Below are 17,524 nucleotides of genomic sequence, written 5' to 3' on the forward strand. Positions count from 1 at the left end.
TTTCACCAATTTAAACACTTTCACTATTTCCAAATATATAAAGAAATAAATAAGCAGCGCTCTCGTGGATACGCCGCATTTATCTACTCCAACTATAAAAGCTATAAAATCTTATTCAAAAAGCCTTTCGTCCTCTCCAATTCCGGGTTGGTAAAAATGTTTTCCGGATCGCCTTCCTCCATGATAATTCCTTCATCCATGAATAGCACCCTGTCCCCTACTTCTTTGGCGAATCCCATCTCATGTGTTACAACCACCATAGTCATCCCTTCAAGTGCCAGCTGTTTCATGACCTCCAGTACCTCACCAACCAATTCCGGATCCAGCGCGGAAGTTGGCTCATCAAACAACATTACCTTTGGCTCCATTGCCAGTGCCCGAGCAATTGCGACACGTTGCTGCTGCCCGCCGGAAAGCTGGCTTGGATACATGTCTGCCTTATCACTTAATCCGACCTTTTCCAATAATCCAAGGGCACGCTCTCTTGCCTCTTTATCACTGATCTTTCGTACCTTTTTCGGTGCTAGCATAATATTTTCCATAACCGACCGATGCGGAAAAAGGTTAAATTGCTGAAATACCATGCCTACCTCTGTCCGCACTTTGTTAATATTCGTCTTTGGATCGTTTAAATGATAGCCATTAACGACGACGTCACCACTAGTCATTTCCTCCAGCATGTTCAAACAGCGAAGGAACGTACTTTTTCCTGATCCACTTGGTCCAATTACGCAAACTACTTCTTGCTCTGCAATCTTGCAATTAATGCCTTTTAAAACTTCCAAATCACCGAATTTTTTATAGAGATCCTTCACTTCAATCATTGAATATCCAACCTTCTTTCTACGAGACGTAAAACAAGGGATAACGTTAACGTAATCACAAGGTAAAACAATGCAACCGTTGTATAAATTTCAACTGCATTAAAATGATTTGCTGCAATCAAGCGCCCCTGGAAAATCAGCTCTGGAACAAGAATAACGGATAAAAGAGAAGTGTCCTTAATACTGATTATAAACTGGTTGCCCAGCGGAGGAATCATACGTTTAAAAGCTTGTGGCCAAATAATATAGCGCATTGTTTTTCCGTGATCCAAACCGAGAGACCGACCTGCTTCCATTTGTCCCTTTTCAATCGACTGAACAGCACCACGAACAATTTCTGCAATGTACGCTCCCGAATTTAGCGCGATAACAATGACACCCGCAGTGACCGATTCAAACGTATGACCAATAATAAGCGGCAATGCAAAAAAGATCCAAATCGCCTGCACCAAAACTGGAGTTCCGCGTATTACCTCGACATATATACTCGATATCCCATAAATTAACTTGTTTTTCGAAATCCGTCCCAACCCAAAAATAGCCCCCAGAATAAAGCCAATAAATAACCCTAGCACTGAAATAAGGAGGGTGTAATATAAACCCGTTGCTAGTTGTGGTAAAAAATCGATAACTCCTGCCCAATTAAATCGTCCTAACATCTTTCACCTCTCCTATTATATGAAGTAAAAAAGGGTGTAACGATTGGATGGTTACACCCGATAAAGCAGCCTGCAGAGTTCAGTTATTCAGGCTTTTCACCAAACCACTTTTCATGGATTTCATCGTATTTACCATTCTCCTTCAGTGTTGCCAATGCCTCATTAATGGCTTTAACCAATTCGTCATTTCCTTTTGCAATGGCAATACCATAATCCTCAGCCTGATACAAATCGCCAACCATTTTCAGACTGTCTTCACCTTTTGTTTTAATATAATAGGCAACATTTGGTGCGTCATACAAAATTGCATCCGCGCTGCCGTTTTCAACTGCCAGATAAGCCTGGTCAAGCTGTTCGTACTGATTAGCTTCAGCGCCATCAATATTTTTCTCAATATAGGCAGCACTTGTAGAACCTAGACGTGTAGCAATTGTCTTTCCTTCCAGATCCTCAATACCTTTGATCGAGTCATTGTCAACCGCCACGCCAATGCGTAAACCTGACTGATAGTAAGCGTCACTGTAATCGATTTTCTTTGCCCGATCCTCGGTAATGCTGATCCCGGCAATAGCGATATCAAATTGACCTGTTTGCAGACCGGGGATAATTCCATCAAAGTTCGTTGTTTCTAAATTAATCTTAAACCCTGCCTCAGCCGCTATTGCTTTTATCAACTCAATGTCAAACCCGACATATTCACCGTCTTCTTTAAACTCAAACGGTACAAACGATGTATCACTTACAACGGTATATTCGTCTTTCAAATCACCGCTGCCATTTTGGGCATCTCCATCCGCTTCTTTGTCAGATCCACATGCAGAAAGTCCGATTACGATAATAAATGAGAGCAAAACAGTGCTTAAAAATTTGCCATATCCTTTTTGCATTACGAAAGTCCCCCTTAAATAGTGTCGTATCTATTAACTTTAACAAAGATTCATTTTTTAGAAAAAACGGATACTTAATCATTTAAAAGGATAGATGGGCTTATATTCGGATAGTGATAATGTAATCCCGGTTATTCCTTTAATTATTACAAATACCTATTAAATACGGATGATTCTGATAGTTGCGTCTAAAAAACGGCTAAATTTGACAATCATTTATTATTTCCTTAAATGCTTACGAGGTTGAGTTGCGTAACCGTTGTCCAACGAAAAAAATAGCTGATGTATTGGCAGAAGATAAACACATTTATTAGATCACCGTATAGATCCCGGTATAGCTTTAATCCAGACTATAAGCATAACAAGTAATTCCATAAGAAACAGCCAAGCACCTTTTTATGCTTGGCTGTTTTTAATGAGATTGTACTTTTCAACTAACCATACGCTGATCCTTAGCAGACTTTGCCGACGTAATTAATTGACCTGCCTTCGAAATGATTAGGACTAACACAATCGCACAGGCTATTGAAGAAGCAATATACGTGATCCCATTCATCGTCAATGAGTAAATAATTGGTGACTTCCCCGCTTCGATCGCATACTTTTTGAAAAAAATCACGCCGGCAACAAAATGCCAAAAATAGCGAGCAGCACCACCGACCAATGTCGCGATGACAATCCACATGAGTGCATTCCCTTTTCGTCCCCTTAGCAAATTCCCTTTGATTGGTCTGATGAAAAGACCGGCAAAGCCAATACATGCGAAGGCAATAAAATATTCAATAAATGCTTGTGTTGGTGTGAGAATCCATGCCTCACCGAGTGCAATCTGCAGGAGCCCCCAAAGAAATCCTGATACAAAAGCCGCAAAAAAACCCCAGCGAAAGGCAACAATAAATATTGGTACCATGGAAAAGGAAATAGATATGGACGGTCCAAAATGGAATGATGGCAATAAATCCAAAACAAATGCAAATGCCGCGAAAATGGCCACTTCAATCATCGTTTGCAAGCTTAATTTTTTCATCAAAAAATGCCTCCCTTTTTTGTTTTAACGCACCAAAAGGAAGACATAAGTGAATACAGCTAAACCAGTCAAGTTACTGTTCTTTTCCATAGAAATCAGTAAACCACTGTTTTTAATCACCACATCCCTACGCTAGTCCTAACTAACAGGTTCAAAGGGTCAGAACAAAACATGTTCTCTCTCAGCCTTACGCTCCCCTTGTGGTTGCGTTGTTATTTTATTATCTTTATCATAACATAAATTTAATTAAGTAGTAGAAAAGGACGTTGACTCCAGAAATTATCTTTAACATCGAATCGGAGTCATCGCTTGAAAATCAAAAGACTTGCATATTTTTCTATTGGTCACTGGACAACATTGTTTTGGCAATTGTTTCATCCAGCTCCTCAAAATCATCGTAAGAAATTGTCTTATATAACTCTTTCCTTGTTTGCATATCAGAGACACCATCTTTTTGTGTCCCCTCCTGTTTAATCAAACGAAAAATTCGTTCATAAGCCTTAGCAGCCACTCGTAAAGAAGTTACCGGATAAATAACCATGCGAAAGCCCATTTCTTCAAAGGCTTCAGCAGTAATATACGGAGTCTTGCCAAACTCCGTCATGTTGGCAAGCAGTGGTACAGCTATTTTTTTGGCAAATAAGCGAAATTCTTCATCGGTATGCAATGCTTCCGGGAAGATTCCATCAGCACCAGCTTCAATATATGCTTGTGCCCTTGTAATGGCAGCGTCCAGACCTTCTACTGCTCGAGCATCTGTACGTGCTATAACAACGAGTGACGGGGCTACCTCCTTAATCGCTTTCACCTTCTGAACCATTTCCTCTTTAGAAACAAGCTGCTTCCCATTAAGATGACCACATTTTTTCGGAAGTTGCTGGTCCTCTATTTGTACTGCCGCGACATTGGCTTCAGTCATTTCCCGAGCTGTACGAGCAACATTAAGAACCCCGCCAAATCCTGTATCAATATCAACAAGCACAGGTAAATTCGTTGCCCGAACAAGATCCCTCGCTCTTTCCGCCACTTCGGTCGAGGTCACAATCCCAAGGTCTGGAAGCCCTTTGCTTGCGGTGTATGCACCTCCAGATAAATAAAGTGCCTTAAACCCAGCATTTTTCGCAACTAGTGCTGCCATTGCATCATGGGCTCCAGGGATTTGCAAAATTGATTTTTCATTGATTAGCTCCTTAAACTGGTTTGCCAGTTCTGCTTGTGAGGCTTGTTGATCCACTATCCATGCCATACACGATGTCCTCCTTTACGCGTTAACAAATAAGTCCATAAATACATTCACTTCGATAGAATTAATTTTATCTTGATCGAAACACACTTCCTCAATTTTTTCCCGTTGCTTCCGGGTGTAATGTGTTGCAAGATTGGCAGTAAATTTTTCTTTGATCTTCGGAAATGCCTCTTCTCTTCTAAACCGATGCCCTAAAGGATATTCACACTCCACGTTTGCAGTTGCAGTTCCGTCTTTAAAATAAACTTGGACAGCATTAGCGATTGAGCGCTTGTTCGGATTTAGATAATCGTTTGTATATTGTTTGTTTTCTGTTACCACCATCTTATCCCGTAATCTGTCAATTTTAGGATCAGCAGCTGCTTCATCTTCATAATGGTCTGCCGTAACATCACCATGCAATAGTCCAACCGCTGTTATATATTGGATACAATGATCCCGATCTGCCGGATTTTTTAATGGGCCTTTTTTATCAATAATCCGAATAGCCGATTCATGTGTGGTAATCATTATTTTATCAATCTCATCGAGTCTATCTTTTACCTCTGGATGCAGCTGAACCGCTGCCTCTGCAGCTGTTTGTGCGTGGAATTCTGCTGGGTAAGCGACCTTAAACAAGACATTTTCCATCACATAGGCATCGAACGGGCGACTCAATGTTAACGTCTGTTTATTAAATAAGACATCCTGAAACCCCCAACCAGAAGCGGTCAATGCAGATGGGTAACCCATCTCGCCTTTAACAGCCAACATTGCCAAAAATACACCTCTGCTCGTTGCATCTCCGGCAGCCCAAGATTTACGCGATCCAGTATTTGGTGCGTGTCGATACGTACGAAGACTTGCGTTATCAATCCAGGCGTTTGATAATGCATTAATGATTTCCTCGCGCCCACCGCCTAACATTTTTGTAACAACAGCGGTTGTTGCTATTTTCACATATAACACATGATCCAGCCCAACACGGTTTAAACTGTTTTCCAGTGCAAGAACACCTTGAATTTCATGTGCTTTAATCATCATTTCCAATACATCATGAATGGTAAGCGGATCCTTCCCTTTTGCTACCTGGACCTGGCTTACATAGTCGGCAACTGCCAGGATTCCACCCAAGTTATCGGAAGGGTGCCCCCATTCAGCAGCTAGCCATGTATCATTATAGTCCAGCCAGCGAATCATGGAACCAATGTTAAAAGCTCCCTTTACTGGATCAAGTACGTAGGAAGTACCGGGGACGCGAGTTCCGTTTGGCACAACCGTCCCAGGCACAACCGGGCCAAGCAGCTTCGTACATTCCGGATAGCTAAGCGCAAGAATTCCACATCCTAAAGTATCAAGCAAAACATAACGAGCGGTCGTAAATGCTTCTGTGCTTATAATTTCTTTGTTTAAAACATAATCGGCAATTTCCTCGAGTAGTACATCGGTTTTATTTGTTTCATCTACTTTAATCACAATCCTCTTCCTTTCTATCCTTTTTATGTGGCAGGTTACGTGAGCCTTGATTATCTCAAATGTCGGCATGGCGATTAACTGAATTTTGTCGGCAAATCCGAGACACGCTTTTCGTGACATCACCTTCCGATAGTCAAATCACAAATTAATACGGTTTGCCAATATAATGGACCCGTGGGCGAAATATACGATTATGCTGATGCTGTTCAATCACATGCGCACTTAATCCAACTGTTCGTGCACTGAAAAAGATAGGTGTATATAACTGAATTGGAATCCCGAGCAGCCAATAAACTGGAGCAGCGTAATAATCCAGGTTCGGATATAAACCTTTCTCCCGCTTCATCAACTTTTCCCCAGCCTCACACATTTCCAGTAATAAGAAATCTCCGTTCTTCTCACAAAGTTGCTTTAATGATTCCTTCATCATTAATGCTCTTGGATCCATTTTATTCATATAAACCCGATGTCCAAAGCCCATAACTTTTTCTTTTCGGCTTAGCTTTTTCATTAGTAATTCTTCAAAGGAAGCTGCTGAATCAACTTCACGCAACATGTACATGACAGCCTCATTGGCACCACCATGCAAATTACCTTTCAGTGACGCAACCGCCCCTGTTAAGGCACCATATAAATCCGATTGCGTTGATGCTATCACTCTCGCAGTAAATGTGGAGTTCGGCATTTCATGTTCACTATACAATAGAAGGGATCGATCAAAAATCTTCGCCTCTTGTTCGGTCGGAACCTTTCCAGTGATCATATATAAAAAGTTGGCACTATAAGCTAATTCCTGCTGCGGTTGAACCGGCTCCTGGTTATTTAGTATTCGATAACTATTTACTGTAATAGTAGGCAGTTTTGCCAAGAGATCGTATGCCCTGCTTTTATTTACCGCTAAAGAACGGTCATCAATCTGTTCATCATAACCTGCAAGTACGGAGATGCCGGTTCTTAAACCATCCATCGGGTGTGTTGCTTTCGGTAATGATTTAAAAACTGCGATTAGACCAGTCGGAACATCATATAACGCTTTCAATTTTTCTTCCAACTTTGTTTTTGTTGTTTGATCAGGCAGTGTGTCTTCAAGCAAAAGGTTCACAATATCCAAGTAGTCCTTATCCTTCGATAGCGCTATTAAATCATGCCCTTTAATCACGATTTTCTCTTTTTCGGTATCAAGCAATGAAATCGCTGTTTCTGCTGCAACTACTCCCGCAAGCCCTGGTACAAACTTAGCATCTGTTTTCATAAAGATCTCCTCCATCCTCTCCATTCATTATGGACAAACTTGAAACCCCTTTCAAAAAAGTAATAAGTAATATTTCTTTCTGACTAAAGCCTTTTGCGCATGGACAAATTTGCCTATTGACAACTTGCATTGAGAGGTTTAAGCAACGACGAAATCACTATTAATGCCACTTGCAAAGGGGGTTTTAAAGAAAATTGCTCCAGATGGGTGTTAATTTGGGCCTTATAGTACGTGTTCAAAAAGTCGCCGAATGAGAAGCAAGAAGGTCGAGGCGGCGTAGCTTTGAGCACCGGAGTGTACATAAAAAGGTACATGAGGAGCGGAAAAGCAAGCCAACGAAGAGATTCGCCGCTTATCATTTGGTGCCTTTTTGAACATCCTCTTATACATTAAAAAACAACTCCCACATTGAAGTTGTAACATGCTTCGAGGGAGAAAATATATAAACATGCACATCTGTTTATTTGCACGTAACACGACTCCTCGCAGGTTGTTATTGGACATAAACAGGTCTCCCTGGTCATGGTCATTACCTTTGGCCCTTCCCATTTCCATACAAACGAATACAGTGCCTCGCTCGAATCGTTCCCATATAAAGTTTGCGGACAAGTTACGGATTTCGACCTGACTCCCCTTTAAACAATAAATAGAATGAATTTGCCGCACCTATATCCTAAACCTATTCAATTTGTCTCTTAGAGTATATCACTCATTTTTTAAGATTACAATAATTCTCATCTTAGCTAAATAGCTGTTATCGATAAATGATTACCCCGTTTATTGGATAATCTAAGAATAAAATTGCACCGTCTTAAAGTCTTTGGTATCGTTATTACTATGTCAAAATTTTTCAGGGGGATTCATGAAGAAAGTTACAAGGGTTTTTTACATCACTTTGGTTTTAGTTATCCTGGCAGTAATATTAGGTGCTCTGTTTCCCGGGCAATTTGAGAAAATAACCGGCAACATTAAAGCATTTGTTGCGACATCATTTGGCTGGTATTACATGCTGCTTATGTCTGCCATGATTATTCTTTCTATTATCATTGCAATTAGTCCATACGGTAAAATTCGTCTAGGCAAGGACAAAGAGCGACCGGATTTTTCAACTCCTACATGGATAGCCATGCTGTTCTCTGCGGGGATGGGAATCGGGCTCGTGTTCTATGGTGCTGCTGAGCCACTATTTAACTATGCCCTTGATGCAGCAACAGAAAAAGTTGGTACGGATGCAGCCTTCAAAGAAGGTCTTTCCTATTCTTATTTCCACTGGGGAGTTCACATTTGGGCGATGTATGGCATTGTGGCACTAGCATTGGCATTCTTCCAATTCCGCAAAGAAGAACCGGGATTAATTTCGGCCACATTAAAACCATTGTTCGGAGAGAAAATGAATGGTCCGCTTGGGGTTTTAATTGATGTACTAGCAGTGTTTGCGACGGTTTTTGGGGTTGCAACCTCACTAGGCTTTGGGGCAGCCCAGATTAATGGGGGACTCTCCCATTTATTTGGTGTAGAAGTTAGCTTTTTCTCACAGTTTATCATTATTCTGATCGTAACAATCCTTTTCATTGCATCCGCTTGGTCCGGCTTAAGTAAAGGAATTAAATATTTATCCAATACAAACATGGTACTTGCGGTTTTATTACTAGTCGTTGTGATAATTGTTGGTCCGACATTATTGATTCTTGATATGTTTACTGAAACGTTTGGGCAATACATGCAGAACCTCATAGAAATGAGCTTCCGAACCGCACCACTTGAGGGAGATAATCGTGCCTGGCATAACAATTGGACAATCTTCTTCTGGGCATGGTGGATATCCTGGGCACCATTTGTCGGCATGTTCATTGCACGTGTATCTAAAGGAAGAACCATTCGTCAATTTCTACTCGGTGTAATGGTCGCACCAACATTATTTGTTTCCATCTGGTTTGCCGCATTTGGTACAACTGCTGGAGATGTACAAAACAGTGGTACTGACTTGACAAACTATGCAACAGAACTCGTATTGTTTAATATGTTCGATCAAATGCCGTTATCGTTCATTCTTTCCATCATTGCGATTTTGCTGATTGCGTCATTCTTCATTACCTCTGCCGATTCAGCGACGTTTGTTCTCGGTATACAATCAACGAACGGTTCCCTGATACCGCCGAATCAAGTCAAAATCATTTGGGGTATCGCTCAATCTGCCGTAGCACTAATTTTGCTCTATGTCGGCGGTTTAACAGCGATTCAGAACACCATTATCATCGCCGCACTACCGTTTTCATTTGTCATGATTTTAATGGTAATAGCATTGTTTAAGGCACTAAGTAAAGAAGTAAAATAGTGACAGGCACCCGACTGGGTGCCTGTCACTCGAAAAACTATTGCTCTTTACCAGCCGCTTGTTGTGCATTAAATTTCCACTCAAGTTTTAGTGAATCACCTTGGAATTGATTTTGGTCTTCACCGTTATCAAGGAAATTAAACTTTACAACAAGATCATCTGAACTTCCTGCTTCAAGACCTTTTTCACCAAATGCTGGTAAAAAAACACTTTCGTTAACTGCTTCCGGTGTCATCTCTTTCAAATCTGCCAGCGTTGTTTCATAGATTACCTCATCCAGCTTATCCGCATTGTACAGGAATTCAACCTGAATATGCTTGCCGAAATCGTCAGTATTATTGCCCTCCGCATCGATAACGCTATAATTCGTTTCCAGCAGTACTTTCGCTATATCCAATGATCCACTGTTTTGCAATTCAAAATCGCGTATGACAGAATCATCTGGTTTCAGACCGTCTACATCAATAATCGTCGTTGGTTCCACAGCTAAATCCAATGTTCCTGCCGCAAATGTATTATTGGTTGTCTTACTGGAGCTGAAATACGCATAAGTCCCCCCGCCAATCAACGTTAAACCAAGCACAGCCGACATAATACCCAATCCAAGTTGTTTCTTTAAACCCATCTAAAACTTCCCCCTTCATTTTATTGGTTAAAACATAACTGCCTATTTCGCGTCTGTCCCTACATCACCTTTGGGTTTATCGATTTGTCTTAATGCACGCCAAATCGTTACCATAGAGTATAAAAGCAGACAAACACCAGGTAACACTAACATTAACGCAGCACCCTCTCTGGAGTTAGCAAAATTCATAACATACCCGACATACGGAACCGTAAATCCTGTATATACCCCGACAATATCTCCTGGTGAGACAGGATCCATATCGGGCGCGTCATTCGCATCTCCTTTGGTAATATAGTGCTGTCCATCTTCCTTCACTTGCACAATCCGGTGTGTCACAAAAATATCTTCTTCTGTTTTAAATGTAACCACATCACCTTTTTGAAAGGTCTGCTGCCCATCAGTAGACTTTATCGTTATGATCGATCCGGTTTGAATGTCTGGTTCCATTGACCCGGAAAGGACCGTCTTGATTTGATAGCCAAATATACTTGCTTCACCACCTGAAGCTTTCATCGATATCACGGCAAATAACGTAACGAGCAGCACAATAAACAATAGGGTTGTTACAATATTGCTGATCAGCTTTAAAATACTTTTTGCTTTCATACAAACATCACTCCGATGCCCTTTTCCATCATTCTTTTCCGCTTGGCTCCGTCTGTTCATTTCCCTCAGATTTTGTTGTTGGCTTGTCATTTGCTGCTTTTACTTCTTGTTCTGATCCTTCTGATGCAGCCTTCTGATCGGCTCTTTCTGATTGATTCGATGTTTCATCCTTACCTTCATCCGTCAAGACTTTATCCTGCTTATCTGCATCTGTCTTATCTTCACTAGCCTGTTGATCCTGTTCCACATCGCCTGCTTCATTTTCCTGATCCTTGTTTTCCACTTCCGCTTGTTCTTCTTCCTTAATATTATCCCCGCTCGCAGGTTCCGTTTCTGCTTCACCAAATTGATCCGACGTGGATAGTCTTCCATCAACGGTTTGGCTATCCGTAAAATATGCCGTTGTCGGCGTGATTAATTGCGAGATGGTAAAAAATAACAGGTATCCGGTAACAAGCGGGAATAGAATATACATTTTCCATCCAGAATTCTTTTTTGTACGGAAAATCATGATAAAACTCCTTCACAAAGCATATCCCTCTGTGACAAACTGTGTACTTGCCACAGAGGTTTTTATTTAAAAAGTTATTGCCATTTTTCAATCAGGTTATCAGCATGTTTATTCAGTGTCTTTGCAGCGTCTTCTGCTATCAGGTTATTGTCCTTGTAATAATCAATTGCTGATTTGAAGTTCTTCATATGCTTGACAGCTTTATTCTGTAATCCACTATCGGCATAATGGCCGATTGCCGTCAATTGCGTTTTTAATAGACGTGTAACGATTGGATTTTTGATTTCTCCATTTTGCTGATACTGGTCAACAAGTGTCAGCATTGCTTCAACATTTGATTCAGTAGCTCCATCTTCTTTCTCTACGACGATGGTCTTTTTCGTCACATGCCCGCCAAGATCCACTACTTTGAATTCAAATTCATTTTTACCGTCTTTCAGGTCTAACTGAATATCGTTAATCTTCTTTTCAAAACCGTTCATACCATACGGTTCAGAAAGCTCATGCTTATAAATTTCGTTTCCATTCACATATAGGCGAATGTCATCAAAATTGTCTGTAACTGTAGCTGCAACCTGAATGGTATCAGCATCCGTTTTCTTGGCAGCCTTCACCTTCAGTTTGGCCTTTTCCGTATCCACAAAATATCTGCGGCCGATTTCTGCTTCATTACCAGCATTGTCTACCGCTTTAATACGATGGAAAAAGTAGCCATCTTTATTATGTTTTATTGTCACAGAGAAGTCATACCGATCTTGTTCTTCGTTATAGACAACCTTGGCCTTTTCACCATCAACAGTCACTTCTTTAATTCCGGATTTATCTGTTACATACCCGGTGACTTCCACTTCCCTGCTTGTTTCCACCCCTAGAAATTCCGGTGTTTTCAGATGCAGATCTGGCATTGTTGTATCTTCTCCCGTAACTGCCTCTTTTGATGTTTCATTACCGGCATAATCAACAGCAACAACTGTTAGCGTTTGACCTGGCTGCAGCTTTTTCGTTAGCTTGTGCTCCGTCTCACCATCCGCATATGGTTTGTCAAGAATGGATTTCCCGTCGATCTGTACATCCCAGTAGGCAAGCCCAATTCCCTCTGGATTATCCTCTGTATCTACTGTAACTTTTTGCGTTGTCTCATCAAACTTTGCATCCAGATCAGGTGCTGTTGTATCAAGTACGACCGGAAGCTCAAGTGATTGCCACGCTGCATTATCATAGTCAATTACGGCCTCAACCTGGAGAAAATACTTTCCTTCAGGTGCCTGTTTTCCAGCAATTTTTCCGTCCCATTTTCTAGACGAAGATAAGGAGTACATTGGGGCTCGTCCACCATCATAGTAATTCTTTGTCGCATACGATTCTGTCGTAATCGTGCGTACTTTTTCCTTGTTTTCATCCAATACGTTAAATTTTACTTCTTTTGCATTTCTCAGGAATGACAAAATAACAAGAGCATCGTCCTGAACCCCATCTCCATTTGGCGAGAAAGCAATCTTTTCCGGATCTATTTCAGCCGTTTGCTGATCTTCACCGAGAAAACCATATTGATCATTGCCCTCTTCATCTTTTCCTTGGAATGTGGCAACACCAGTCATGCCATAATAGGTTTCATCATCCCACATCGGCTTGTCCATGATCGGTGCCTTATCCCACTCACCTTTAAAGCCAACGTATGGTACCGAAATTTCCGGATTCGTGTCTGTTGGATCTGTCAGTGTTACAAATCCTTCCAGCCAGTAACCATTCGTGAAAAATTCGCCCAATTGTTCGTCAACACTGCTTACATCAACCGTTACCGTAACGGTGGCTTCCCCATTTGCCGGAACCTCGATTTGACTGACCGCTTCTCCATTGACCGTAGCCACTTTTTCCAATTCCAGTGCCGCGAATTGGTTTGGAACGACCAGTGTATCATTACCATTTGCTACAGGCTGGTCAGTCTGGGCATTAGCCTTTACATCATAGGTAACCGATTCATCTGTTAGATTTTTCGCAGTCAGTTCAAATGTTACCTCATTATCGGTTATTTGTTTTAACGCTACTTTCGCTTCGTTTGTCTTTGCTTCTGTAACAATAACTGGTGTTGATAGTGCTGCATGCAGCTGCATCAAACCAGCACCTTGACGACGCGGGGATACATAAGCCCCGTCTAATTTCACCAGCTTGCTTGTATTCATCATGATATTTTTGGCCATGGCAACCCGGTCAGCGTGATCAAGTCCAAATTTGTCATCGACATACTGCAAGACGAGTGCTCCGCCGCCTGCTACATGTGGTGCAGCCATCGACGTACCGCTCATCAACCCATATTCATCATTATTCAAGGTTGATAAAATTTGTCCGCCTGGAGCGGTAATTTCTGGTTTAAAGTCCAAGTTCGGGGTCAGTCCCCAAGACGTAAAATCACTCATTTTTCCAGCACCCGGATTATTGATCGTTGCTGTACCACCATTGAAATTCAATGTAACGGATTTACCGTCTTTTAAAGCTGTTGCAAGCTTGTCCCCGTCATTTTTCAACATGAACAGCTGCGGTATTTCGATCGCATTATCTGTTGCCATACTCACAATGCCATCTGTATTGTTATAGATAATTACCCCTTCCGCTCCAGCCTCCTGAGCATTTAACGCCTTATCCGTAAATGCCAGTTCACCGCGCTGAACCAGGGCATATTTTCCTTTTACATCTTTTCCGGCGAAATCCTCCGGTGCGCCGAGTCCGGCTTCAACGACCTCAAACGATGTCTTTACATAATCAGACGGATCTGTATTGCCAGCGGAAAGAAATGGTGCACTGCCTTCTGTATCATCAATCGTATAATCCACCGCATCAACATCCATATACGTATTTTCATAGGAAGCAACCTGCAGTGAATCCTCTGCTACTCCCGGTGAACCACTCAGACCATAATCCGGATTCGAGGCAAGCGGATAATAGAATCCTTCCGCAAACTTGTTCGAGTTTCCGGCAGAGATTGATACAAGTACTCCATTGTCAACCGCGCGTTTTACTGCCTGCTGCTCGGGTGCATCCGGATCGACATACCCAGCAGGAGAGCCAAGACTCAAGTTCAATGCATCAACACCTAGTTTAATAGAATCATCAATTGCTTTTACATAAATATCGCCATAGGTTGACTGCATTTCCGGATCATTTCCAAAAACCTTTAAGGCTAACAGCTGTGCTTCCGGGGCTATCCCTTTAATACCGCCATTATCCTCGTCTCCGTTGGCGCCAACCGTTCCGGCAACATGCATGCCGTGCATGGATGCTCCTTGAATATTGTCAAGAATTTCGTCATTTTCATCCATGTAGTTATAACCATATGGGACTTTTTCCGTGTAAAATTTACCTGGCAACCCTTGATCAGCTACCGTTTGGTCAACAGACTGCTTTGTGTGGGCAGGCTCTGTATCCTCGGATAGGATCATATCACGGTGTGACGGATCAATCCCGGTATCAATGACCCCGACCGTCATCCCTTCCCCTTTATAACCATAATCACGCCATGTTTTTTGCGCCTCTACCAATTCCTTGCTATATTTCATCTCCGGTTTTACTTCCGGTCGCTTATACTCATTTACGATATGTACCTTGCCAACGTTAGGAATCTTTTTAATGAACTCAATATCCCCTTGTTTGACTTCGGCACTAAATCCGTTTACGACGGTAGTAAATTCCTGTAAGTAATCAGCCTCAATTTTTTCGGTCTTCATTTTATCTTTGACCGTTTTTTGTTCTTGTTTTGCCGCTTGCTGAAGCTGATTTTTTTCCGTTTCTTGCAAACTATTAAATGTAACACCTTTTTTAGTAGCTTTCTCTATTGGTGCTGCTTCTTTCAATTCGACAATTACTCTGACTTCTTTATTAGGATCTGTCGTTTCTTTCAGCTTTTTAGCGTCTGGTTTTACCTTTTTCTCCGTATGCTGCTGGAGTGTTTTCCCTGTGATTTCGGCTGCACTTACATAGAAATAATTACTGAATGCTAGCAGTAAGGCCAATATCACAACTGAAATTCGTTTTAGCATATTTCTCCCCCTTTAGATTTAATTGAAATATAGAAACTTCACCCCTCCTTTACAACGTGTTTGATTTAAATACTCAGTCATTTCTAACATTAGCGAATTAAAAATAGAAGTACTAGTGCAAATAGTCTCAATTAGTTTATGAAAATAGTCTTTGTATAGGTATAAGGTCTTGCTTTAAGTCATCATGCAGAAAATCTTCACCCTGCTCTATCATTTGGCAGCCTTTCTAAACATAGCCTTCAAGAAAGGCTAACTATAAACGTTTTGTCATCTCTATTATATAGTTAAAACCAACATAAGAATACAAAAAATTTAATATTTACAGTTTCTTAACGATAGATTAATAGTAATTCAACATTCCTCCATTAAGGTAGATAGGGATAGGAAATACAAAAAATGGAGGGGAATGGAATGAAAAAAAATGCCAAAAAGCTGGTTGGAGTCACCCTTGCTGGAGTGTTAAGCACATCGGTTGCCCTGGGCATAGTAACAACAGCAAGTGGCGATGCAAAAAGCGAAAATCTTCAACCCGCACATGAAGCCGCAGCCAAAAATGTAATCCTTTTGGTTGGCGATGGGATGGGACAGAATCAGGTATCTGCAGCAGCTTACTATAAAGGAAGCGGATACGGGGCAGAAGATTTAATCATGGATCAATTTACCAATGTCGGATATGCACGGACCTTCTCACATGACAATACGGTTACAGACTCAGCGGCAGCAGCAACTGCTTTTTCATCCACACACAAAACAGACAACGGAGTGTTGGGAAAGGCGCCAAAGAACGAAGAACATCATGAAAACGAGGAACATTTTAATGTTGATACTGTGCTCGAATCTGCTGAAGAAAGCGGCATGTCTACTGGTCTCGTATCGACAGCAAGGATTACCCATGCTACACCAGCTGCCTTCGCATCCCATATTGGAAACCGTGATGAAGAAAACAACATAGCTGAACAAATGCTGCTAAATCACGACATTGAAGTCTTACTCGGTGGCGGAAAGCGTCATTTTCTTCCAAAGGACAAGGGTGGGAAACGTGAAGATGGAAAAAATCTCTTGAACGCAGCTAAAGAAAAAGGTTACAAACTAATTGAAAATAAAAAAGAACTAGAGAATGCGGATGCAGACAAATTGTTAGGTTTATTTAATGAAAGTCATATGTCATATGAATTAGACCGGGATCTGACCGGTGAACCAAGTCTGCAATCGATGACCGGTAAGGCACTGAATGTACTTAAAGATGATAAAGATGGTTTCTTCCTTATGGTGGAAGGTGGACGTATTGACCACGCTGGACACGCAAACTGGCCTGCAACGAATATTCAAGAAACCCTGGCATTTGATAAGGCGGTTCAGGAAGCACTAGAATTCGCAAAAAAGGATAAAAACACAATCGTAATTGTAACAGCCGACCATGAAACTGGTGGTATGTCCATTGGGGCAGACGGTGTATACGGGTTTAATAAAGATGTAGTACAAAATGTGAAACGGACACCAGAATATATTAGCAGCCAATTTAATAAAGAACAATCTAACATTGCCGAAATAATGGCGGAGTATACCGGTATCAAAGATTTGAAAAAAGAAGAAGAACAATTAATTAAAACAGATGAAGATGCTGCCGGGGCGATAGCTAAAATTATCAGTGAACGGGCATTGATTGGCTGGACAACGACAGGACACACAGGGGTTAATGTACCAGTCTATGCATACGGTCCATTATCAGAAAGACTTACTGGAACAATCGACAACACAAAAATCGCAGAATTAATAAGCAAAACAACTTCAAAATCATTAACTTCACTGGATTTAAAGGAGCAGGTTCAACAATTTGAGGAAAATGGTGAAATTACAAACCATGATGCAGCACAATCACTACTGATCCATTTAACTACAGTGGGTAAGTTTGAGCAGAAAGGTGCGGCTGAAAAAGTTATCAAGCATTTAACGAATTTTAATCTATTACTTGATCAACAGAAACAAAAAGACCTTATTTCCACAAATGCCTATGATGCCTTAACAAAAGGAACAGAATCATTGTTGGCAAAATGGCAATAACC

At 41.2% G+C, this 17,524-nt stretch carries 13 protein-coding genes and 2 riboswitches; of the genes, 2 read left to right on the forward strand and 11 right to left on the reverse strand.

Annotation, left to right across the window (positions count from 1 at the left end; translation table 11 throughout):
• Positions 1-101: 101 nt before the first annotated feature.
• The 7 genes from IEX12_RS13760 to mmgD form a co-directional block, all read right to left on the reverse strand.
• Positions 102-824 (reverse strand): amino acid ABC transporter ATP-binding protein, encoded by a 723-nt coding sequence (locus IEX12_RS13760; protein WP_102414807.1) that lies wholly within the window; start codon positions 822-824, stop codon positions 102-104.
• On the reverse strand, positions 821-1,483 hold the full coding sequence (locus IEX12_RS13765) for an amino acid ABC transporter permease (protein WP_088052777.1): 663 nt from the start codon (positions 1,481-1,483) through the stop codon (positions 821-823). Before IEX12_RS13765 ends, IEX12_RS13760 begins: the two co-directional genes overlap by 4 nt.
• Before the next feature lie 83 nt (positions 1,484-1,566).
• On the reverse strand, positions 1,567-2,370 hold the full coding sequence (locus tag IEX12_RS13770; protein WP_102414806.1) for a transporter substrate-binding domain-containing protein: 804 nt from the start codon (positions 2,368-2,370) through the stop codon (positions 1,567-1,569).
• Positions 2,371-2,800: 430 nt separating this feature from the next.
• Positions 2,801-3,397, reverse strand: a complete 597-nt coding sequence (gene thiT, locus IEX12_RS13775; RefSeq protein WP_088052775.1) for an energy-coupled thiamine transporter ThiT — start codon at positions 3,395-3,397, stop codon at positions 2,801-2,803.
• 107 nt (positions 3,398-3,504) lie between these two features.
• A riboswitch (TPP riboswitch) is annotated at positions 3,505-3,606 on the reverse strand.
• Positions 3,607-3,734: 128 nt separating this feature from the next.
• Positions 3,735-4,643: a methylisocitrate lyase gene (gene prpB, locus IEX12_RS13780; protein WP_102414805.1), complete on the reverse strand. Its 909-nt coding sequence runs from the start codon at positions 4,641-4,643 to the stop codon at positions 3,735-3,737.
• Positions 4,644-4,658: 15 nt separating this feature from the next.
• On the reverse strand, positions 4,659-6,098 hold the full coding sequence (gene prpD, locus IEX12_RS13785) for a 2-methylcitrate dehydratase (protein ID WP_102414804.1): 1,440 nt from the start codon (positions 6,096-6,098) through the stop codon (positions 4,659-4,661).
• A gap of 145 nt (positions 6,099-6,243) precedes the next feature.
• Entirely contained in the window at positions 6,244-7,350 is a 1,107-nt protein-coding gene (gene mmgD, locus IEX12_RS13790; RefSeq protein WP_088052772.1) for a citrate synthase, read from the reverse strand.
• Between the two features lie 488 nt (positions 7,351-7,838).
• Positions 7,839-8,035: riboswitch (cobalamin riboswitch) on the reverse strand.
• 177 nt (positions 8,036-8,212) lie between these two features.
• On the opposite strand from mmgD, the gene IEX12_RS13795 reads away from it, so the two are divergent.
• The gene (locus IEX12_RS13795) at positions 8,213-9,685 is read left to right on the forward strand and encodes a glycine betaine uptake BCCT transporter (RefSeq protein WP_088052771.1); all 1,473 of its coding nucleotides are present in this window, start codon (positions 8,213-8,215) and stop codon (positions 9,683-9,685) included.
• Positions 9,686-9,722: 37 nt separating this feature from the next.
• On the opposite strand, the gene IEX12_RS13800 is transcribed toward IEX12_RS13795, so the two are convergent.
• The 4 genes from IEX12_RS13800 to IEX12_RS13815 form a co-directional block, all read right to left on the reverse strand.
• Positions 9,723-10,310, reverse strand: coding sequence for a CalY family protein (locus tag IEX12_RS13800; protein ID WP_088052770.1), 588 nt, complete (start codon positions 10,308-10,310; stop codon positions 9,723-9,725).
• A 42-nt stretch (positions 10,311-10,352) separates the two neighbouring features.
• A complete protein-coding gene (gene sipW, locus IEX12_RS13805; protein ID WP_088052769.1) occupies positions 10,353-10,919 on the reverse strand; it encodes a signal peptidase I SipW in 567 nt (188 codons plus the stop codon).
• 28 nt (positions 10,920-10,947) lie between these two features.
• Complete coding sequence (locus IEX12_RS13810) at positions 10,948-11,430, reverse strand: hypothetical protein (protein ID WP_088052768.1); 483 nt, start codon at positions 11,428-11,430, stop codon at positions 10,948-10,950.
• Between the two features lie 74 nt (positions 11,431-11,504).
• Entirely contained in the window at positions 11,505-15,461 is a 3,957-nt protein-coding gene (locus IEX12_RS13815) for a S8 family serine peptidase (protein ID WP_188725383.1), read from the reverse strand.
• A 411-nt stretch (positions 15,462-15,872) separates the two neighbouring features.
• On the opposite strand from IEX12_RS13815, the gene IEX12_RS13820 reads away from it, so the two are divergent.
• Complete coding sequence (locus IEX12_RS13820; protein ID WP_188725384.1) at positions 15,873-17,522, forward strand: alkaline phosphatase; 1,650 nt, start codon at positions 15,873-15,875, stop codon at positions 17,520-17,522.
• The last annotated feature ends 2 nt before the right edge of the window (positions 17,523-17,524 follow it).

It is taken from the genome of Lentibacillus populi (assembly GCA_014642895.1).
In the GTDB taxonomy this organism is placed as follows: domain Bacteria; phylum Bacillota; class Bacilli; order Bacillales; family Amphibacillaceae; genus Lentibacillus_C; species Lentibacillus_C populi.